We start from the raw sequence: 6,752 nt of genomic DNA, 5'->3' as shown, positions 1-6,752 counted from the left end.
ACATCGAGCGTATCCAAGGTACCTTGGATCGGTTCGGGACGCGTTTTAAAAACCGTGTATTCACGCCGACCGAACAACAAAAAGCGGATCGTAGGCGCGATGTTGCGGGAACCTATGCAAAACGCTGGGCCGCGAAGGAAGCCTGCTCAAAGGCGCTCGGTACCGGTCTTGCCATGGGGATTTCATGGATCGACATGTCTGTGAGCAACCTTGAAACGGGGCAACCCGTTATGCGAGTGACGGGTTGGGCCAAGGATCGGCTCGACGACATGACGCCCGCCGGGCATGAGGCGATTATTCATGTCACGTTGACGGATGATCATCCGTGGGCACAGGCTTTTGTTGTGATTGAGGCGCGAAAATGCGAAGAGTAACGCAACGCTTGGTGCGAGTATTCTCGCCTATTCCGCGCTGAAGTGCGCGGTGTGGCACGGCTTCACCTTGACTCCATGCGCCGCGCCAATCATTGAGCGACCTAGCGCGCGTATTGGCGCGCCCTTATTTGACAGAACGGACTTGAGCACAGATGAGCAGCTTTAAAGACAGTGCGACAGAAACCGTAAAAACGGTTGTCTACGCCCTATTGATTGCAGGAATTTTTCGGTCCTTCTTTTTTCAGCCGTTCTTTATCCCATCCTCTTCGATGAAAGACACCTTGCTGATTGGTGACTTTTTGTTCGTCAACAAGATGAGCTATGGCTATTCTAAATACTCGTGCCCGTTCTCGTTCATGTGCCCCGTATCGGGCCGCATTCTGGACAAGGCGCCCGAGCGCGGCGATGTCGTCGTGTTCGAGCACCCGACCCAACACCGCGCCTTTGTGAAACGTCTCGTTGGTCTGCCTGGTGATAAGATCCAGATGAAAGACAGTGTGCTGTTCATCAATGGCGAAGAGGCCAAACAAACACCCGATGGCGTGTTTGTCGAGACCTATGAGGGGCAGGGGTCCGCAGGCAACACGCCGCGTTGCTCCAACCCCGCGCCGGGTTTGGGTGGCCAGTGCATCAAAGAGAAGTTCATTGAAACGCTCCCTGGAGGGACGTCGCACTCGATCTTAAATATCGGTGAGTCTCGCGTTGATAATACCGCCGTGTTTACCGTCCCTGCCGGTCAATATTTCTTCCTTGGTGACAACCGCGATAACTCCGCCGATAGCCGCGTGGCTCAGCCGGTCGGTGTCGGTTTTGTCCCCGAGGAGTTTCTGCTCGGTCGAGTGGATCGCGTCATGTTCTCCGCCGCCGGTAAATCCCTCCTGTTCTTTTGGACGTGGCGACTTGATCGTTTTTACGAGAAAATCAATTGAAAATTTCAGCCGATCTCAAAGCGTTTCAGACGCGTCTCGGGCATGAGTTCAAAAATGCTGAGCTTTTGACGCGCGCCACAACGCATAGCTCGTTGTCATCGGCAACGCGCCCAGACAACCAACGCTTAGAGTTTTTGGGCGATAGAGTTCTGGGCCTGACGATGTCTGAGGCGCTGTTCCAAGCAGACAAATCTGCCGCCGAAGGGCAGCTTGCGCCACGCTTCAACGCGCTTGTGCGCAAAGAGACTTGCGCGGATGTTGCGCGTCAAATCAACCTTGGTGATGTTCTCAAACTTGGGCGCTCCGAGATGTTGTCGGGAGGACGGCGCAAAGAGGCGCTGTTGGCCGACGCGATGGAGGCGATAATTGCAGCCGTCTATCTCGACGCAGGATTTGAAACCGCACGCGATATGGTTCTACGCCTTTGGGGAGAGCGGATCGAGGGTGTGGAGGATGACGCGCGCGACCCGAAATCTGCACTTCAAGAATGGGCACAGGCCCGCAAACAAAACCCGCCGCGTTACGAGACAGTTGAGCGCACAGGCCCAGATCACGCACCCGTTTTCACTATTAAAGTAGTGCTAGAAAGCGGCGAGAGCGAACAGGCAAAAGCTGCCTCTAAACGCAACGCAGAACAATCCGCCGCAAAGGCGCTTTTGAACAAACTGGAGGCCAAAAATGGCTGACGCAAACGACCAATCCCGTGCTGGTTTTGTGGCTCTTATTGGTGAGCCGAACGCAGGGAAATCGACATTGCTCAACCGTATGGTTGGCGCCAAGGTTTCAATCGTTACACACAAGGTGCAAACAACCCGCGCGCGTATTCGTGGTGTCGCGATTGAGGGCGATAGCCAAATCGTTTTTGTAGACACGCCGGGTATTTTTAAGCCCAAGCGACGGCTTGATCGCGCGATGGTTACGGCCGCATGGGGAGGTGCCGCTGACGCAGATATCACCGTGTTGATGGTTGAGGCGCATCGCGGTTTGTCCGAAGGCGTCGAGGGCATTCTCGCCGCGTTGGCCGAAAACCCTGTGCGCGGCAAAATCGCTCTGGCCATTAACAAGATTGATATGGTCGACGTTGAAAAATTGCTCGCCATGACACAAAAGCTCAATGAGCGGTTTGATTTTGTTGAGACATTTATGATCTCCGCAGAAAAAGGGCGCGGGGTTGATGATCTTCGCAAGTGGCTTGCAAAAGAGATTCCCATGGGGCCTTGGCTTTATCCTGAGGATCAAATCGCCGACTTGCCATTGCGCATGATCGCGGCGGAAATGACCCGCGAAAAGCTAACGCTGAACCTGCACCAAGAGTTGCCGTATCAGCTCACGGTCGAGACGGAAAAGTGGGAAGAGCGTGCAGACGGGTCCGCGCGTGTGGATCAGATTGTCTACGTGGCACGTGACGGTCACAAAGGTATTATTTTGGGCAAACGTGGCGAGACAATTAAACGGATTTCTCGCCAGTCGCGTGAGGAATTGTCAGAGTTTCTTGATCGTAAAATTCACCTGTTCTTGCAGGTTAAAGTGCGTCCAAACTGGCTTGAAGAGGCTGAGCGCTACGGCGAAATGGGACTCGACTTTAAAGACGGAAACGCGTGATCTGTGGCACGTCTGACGGCTGATTTTTGGGTGTCGGCGTATCTGTCGCGCCTGCGGCTCGCTGATATTCCCGCGTTCGTGGTCAAAAAAGGCGATACCACCGCGGGCGCGATTTTGATCAAACTCAATACACTGGACGGACAAGCAACGGCGTTTCAACGCGAGTTCAACCTTATGGAAGACCGCCGTGAATGGCAGGTTTTGACACAGGGTGATGAGCGTGATGTGGATGCGAGTTTGGCCAAACAAAAAAGCTTTGATGCGGATGTGTGGATCATCGAGGTCGAGGACCGCCATGGGCGTACACTTTTGGACGAGGTTGGTCTGTCAGACTAAAGGCCCGCCTCACGTCATGCATAAACATCGCTTGCAAGAGCGGCGCGTCCCACGGAATATGCGCGCATGGAATGGCAGGATCATGGCACAGTATTAGCGGTCCGCAAGTACGGCGAAACGTCTGTCGTCGTCGAGGTATTTACCGAAGGCCATGGCCGTCACGCCGGCGTCGTGCGCGGCGGGGTGTCACGCAAAATGACGCCGCACTTGCAACCGGGTGGTCATATATCGGTGACATGGAAAGCGCGGCTTGAGGACCATTTGGGGAGCTTTGTGGTGGAGCCAATCCGTTCTCGCGCCGCGGATGTCATGAATGACGCTTTGGCGTTAGAGGGGCTCAACACGCTCGCCGCGTTGCTCACTTCGACGTTGCCGGAACGCGAACCTCATGCATATCTGTACGCCGAAACCATGGGGTTATTCGACCGGCTTGGAACCGATCCCAACTGGCCCTTGGCCTACCTGCATTGGGAAGTGTCCTTGCTTGACGAGTTGGGATTCGGTCTTGACCTGTCCGCGTGCGCGGTGACGGGTAGTCCCGATGACCTCGCCTATGTCTCGCCAAAATCGGGCAGGGCTGTCAGCCGTCAGGGCGCAGGTGAGTGGGCGGATCGGCTTTTGCCGTTGCCGCAGTCATTGCTTGGCCAGTCGTCTTTGGATTATGCCGAAATCATTGCGGGCATGACCACCACCGGACACTTTATTGCGAAAATTCTCGCGGAGCTGTCAGACAAGCCTTTGCCGCAAGCTCGTACACGGTTGTTGGACCGGCTTGCAAAAAAGGCAGCACAAGCAGCGCCGCCTTTTTAAACAGTTTTCGTGGGTACGCTTATGCGAGAAGGCGGCGCGCGATAACCTGCGCCTGAATTTCACCAGCACCCTCAAAGATGTTGAGAATTCGCGCATCACATAGAATGCGACTGATTTGATACTCAAGGGCGAAGCCGTTGCCGCCATGAATTTGCAACGCGTTATCAGCAGCGGCCCACGCCACACGCGCTCCCAACAGTTTTGCCATTCCGGCCTCCACGTCACAGCGATGCCCGTTGTCCTTTTCCCATGCGGAGAAATAGGTGAGTTGGCGTGCGACCATAATTTCGACGGCCATCATCGCGAGTTTTCCTGAAACACGTGGGAATTCGATAATCGACTTGCCGAATTGTTTGCGGTCCTCGGCGTATTTCATGCCGACCTCTAGGGCGTTTTGGGCGACCCCAATGGCGCGGGCTGCGGTTTGAATGCGCGCGGACTCGAATGTCTCCATCAGTTGTTTGAAGCCCTTGCCCTCTTCGCCACCAAGAAGGTTTGCCGCATCCACTTTGAATCCGTCAAAAGCAAGTTCGTATTCTTTCATGCCGCGGTAGCCGAGCACTTCGATTTCTCCGCCCGTCATACCATCTGTTGGGAACGGGTTCGAGTCATCGCCAGCGGTCTTCTCCGCCAAGAACATTGATAGGCCCTTGTAGTCCGTTGTCGCAGAGTCTGTTCGTGCCAAGAGGGTCATCAGATTGGTGCGCGCGGCGTGCGTGATCCATGTTTTATTGCCTGTCACCGTATAGGTTTCGCCGTCTTTTACGGCGCGTGTGCGCAATCCGCCGAGGTCTGATCCGGTGTTTGGCTCGGTGAAGACGGCGGTGGGGAGCGTCTGCGCGCTTGCGAGCTTAGGGAGCCAGTTTTCCTTTTGGGCCTGTGACCCGCCCGACAAGATGAGTTCGGCGGCAATTTCGCTACGCGTGCCCAATGAACCAACGCCGATGTATCCGCGCGACAATTCCTCTGAGACGACGACCATCGCCGCCTTTGGAAAGCCGAAGCCTCCGAACTCTTCAGGGATCGTCAATCCGAATACGCCCATTTCGGCCAATTCATCGATGACGGACATTGGGATTAATTCATCTTTGAGGTGCCACTCGTGCGCGAACGGGACCACCTTTTCGTCGGCATAGCGGCGGAACTGATCGCGGACCATTTCGAGCTCGTCATCGAGGCCAGAGGCGCCGAACGTCGCATGGCCGTGATTGTCGCGCATCAGTTCAACAAGGCGAGTTCGAGCCTGTACAGTGTTGCCCGACAACATGAGCTTCGTCACGCTTTGTTCAGAGGGTTGCACGAGACCTAGGCCCAGATCGGACAAACGCACGATCTCTCCTTGGTTCATCGGAATGCCGCCATATATCTGACTGAGGTACTCGCCAAAGGAGATTTGCAAAATGAGCTGCTCCATTTCGCCAAACTTGCCTTCATCACAAAGTGACGTGGCCCATTTTTGCATCTGGCGCAGTGCTTCGACATATGTCGCCAGCCACGCAAGGCCATGGGCCGCTGTTTGGTTAGCGTCGATTTTCGCCCCTGAAATCCGGCCCCCGTCTAAAAATTCGACACGCAAAGCGGCTTTGGCGCGCTCTTGAAGGTCTTGCGCCGCAGGAATAGCCGCAGCCGTCAGGGTCAAAAGCTCGGGCAAGAGAGCGGTCGTCATTTGGGTGTCGTCATTGTCTAGGGCCATAGGAATCTCTCCAGAAAAGGTAGTGTAGATCTAGGCTTTTTGCAATTGCAGCGCAATAATATTTTATAAATAGGCGCAATTTCATTTCGAAAGCGTCGCGACGGAATTTTGATGACCCCTCTGATTTTGATGATAAAACCGCACTATGATGATTGAAGCACTCACCGACCTACTCACCCTCCCGCAACTCGTGTTCGCCTTCGCGATCACAGTGCTCGCGGGATTTGTAAAAGGCGCTACAGGCTTTGCATTGCCCATGATTATGGTCTCTGGCTTGGCGTCAATTCTGCCGCCCGAGACGGCGATTGCGGCGATGATTGTGCCGACTGTTCTGTCCAACGTGTGGCAATCGCTGCGCGGGGGCGGGATAAAAGCAGCGGTAGATGTGGCCGGTGGATTTAAACTCTATATCGCGACATTGCTCGTTTTCATCGTTATCGCCGCACAACTTGTCGCTGCGTTGCCGCAAAATGTAGTCTTGCTTATTTTGGGCGTTCCCATTGTGGCGCTCGCATTGTTCTTGCTCAAAGGGCGGGTGATGTATGTTGATCCAAGCAAGCGCGGGCGGATGGACGTTTTGGTTGGAGCCGCCTCTGGTTTTCTGGGTGGCCTTGCAGGAATTTGGGGCCCGCTTACAGTGACCTATCTCACCGCGATTGATACGCCAAAGAAAGAACAGATCAGAATTACAGGTGTAATTTTCGGGGCGGGTGCTATCACGCTTGGCCTTGCGCACATCCGGTCGGGCGTTTTGAGCGCGCAAACACTGCCACTGTCGCTATTGATGATCGTTCCCGTAATGATTGGTCAATCCATGGGCAACAAGGTTCAGGATCGGCTGGACCAAAAGAAATTCCGACGGATGACGTTGTTCGTACTCATTATTGCGGGGCTTAATCTGATCCGTCGTGGGGTTATGTAATCGCTAGCAGACATGTCGTAGACATCAAAAAGGCGCGCCGAGTGGCGCGCCTTTTCACATTTGTACTGAGACGCCCTATCCGATGG

At 54.6% G+C, this 6,752-nt stretch carries 8 protein-coding genes; 7 read left to right on the top strand and 1 reads right to left on the bottom strand.

What is annotated here, in order from left to right:
• The 6 genes from acpS to recO form a co-directional block, all read left to right on the top strand.
• The coding region (gene acpS / locus ACTG34_RS03935; protein ID WP_439103709.1) for a holo-ACP synthase at positions 1 to 374 on the top strand (374 nt) is incomplete at its 5' end.
• A 152-nt stretch (positions 375 to 526) separates the two neighbouring features.
• Positions 527 to 1,303, top strand: a complete 777-nt coding sequence (gene lepB / locus ACTG34_RS03930) for a signal peptidase I (protein WP_062217436.1) — start codon at positions 527 to 529, stop codon at positions 1,301 to 1,303.
• The gene (gene rnc / locus ACTG34_RS03925; protein ID WP_439103708.1) at positions 1,300 to 1,989 is read left to right on the top strand and encodes a ribonuclease III; all 690 of its coding nucleotides are present in this window, start codon (positions 1,300 to 1,302) and stop codon (positions 1,987 to 1,989) included. The genes lepB and rnc overlap by 4 nt, the downstream gene beginning before the upstream one ends.
• Complete coding sequence (gene era, locus ACTG34_RS03920; RefSeq protein WP_439103707.1) at positions 1,982 to 2,905, top strand: GTPase Era; 924 nt, start codon at positions 1,982 to 1,984, stop codon at positions 2,903 to 2,905. Before rnc ends, era begins: the two co-directional genes overlap by 8 nt.
• A 3-nt stretch (positions 2,906 to 2,908) precedes the next feature.
• The gene (locus ACTG34_RS03915) at positions 2,909 to 3,241 is read left to right on the top strand and encodes a DUF1491 family protein (protein ID WP_439103706.1); all 333 of its coding nucleotides are present in this window, start codon (positions 2,909 to 2,911) and stop codon (positions 3,239 to 3,241) included.
• A gap of 66 nt (positions 3,242 to 3,307) precedes the next feature.
• On the top strand, positions 3,308 to 4,051 hold the full coding sequence (recO, locus tag ACTG34_RS03910) for a DNA repair protein RecO (protein ID WP_439103705.1): 744 nt from the start codon (positions 3,308 to 3,310) through the stop codon (positions 4,049 to 4,051).
• A gap of 19 nt (positions 4,052 to 4,070) precedes the next feature.
• On the opposite strand, the gene ACTG34_RS03905 is transcribed toward recO, so the two are convergent.
• Positions 4,071 to 5,744, bottom strand: a complete 1,674-nt coding sequence (locus ACTG34_RS03905; RefSeq protein WP_439103704.1) for an acyl-CoA dehydrogenase family protein — start codon at positions 5,742 to 5,744, stop codon at positions 4,071 to 4,073.
• A gap of 145 nt (positions 5,745 to 5,889) precedes the next feature.
• On the opposite strand from ACTG34_RS03905, the gene ACTG34_RS03900 reads away from it, so the two are divergent.
• Positions 5,890 to 6,666 (top strand): sulfite exporter TauE/SafE family protein, encoded by a 777-nt coding sequence (locus tag ACTG34_RS03900; protein WP_439103703.1) that lies wholly within the window; start codon positions 5,890 to 5,892, stop codon positions 6,664 to 6,666.
• Positions 6,667 to 6,752 lie beyond the last annotated feature (86 nt).

Source organism: Celeribacter marinus (assembly GCF_965656515.1).
GTDB classification, from domain to species: Bacteria; Pseudomonadota; Alphaproteobacteria; order Rhodobacterales; family Rhodobacteraceae; genus Celeribacter; species Celeribacter marinus_D.
This window is presented reverse-complemented; position numbering and strand designations above follow the sequence as displayed.

Excerpts from the sequence above, each read along its gene's own strand:
- lepB (WP_062217436.1), top strand. The coding sequence starts at position 527 with ATGAGCAGCTTTAAAGACAGTGCGACAGAAACCGTAAAAACGGTTGTC.
- era (WP_439103707.1), top strand. The coding sequence starts at position 1,982 with ATGGCTGACGCAAACGACCAATCCCGTGCTGGTTTTGTGGCTCTTATT.
- recO (WP_439103705.1), top strand. The coding sequence starts at position 3,308 with ATGGAATGGCAGGATCATGGCACAGTATTAGCGGTCCGCAAGTACGGC.
- ACTG34_RS03905 (WP_439103704.1), bottom strand. The coding sequence starts at position 5,744 with ATGGCCCTAGACAATGACGACACCCAAATGACGACCGCTCTCTTGCCC.
- ACTG34_RS03900 (WP_439103703.1), top strand. The coding sequence starts at position 5,890 with ATGATGATTGAAGCACTCACCGACCTACTCACCCTCCCGCAACTCGTG.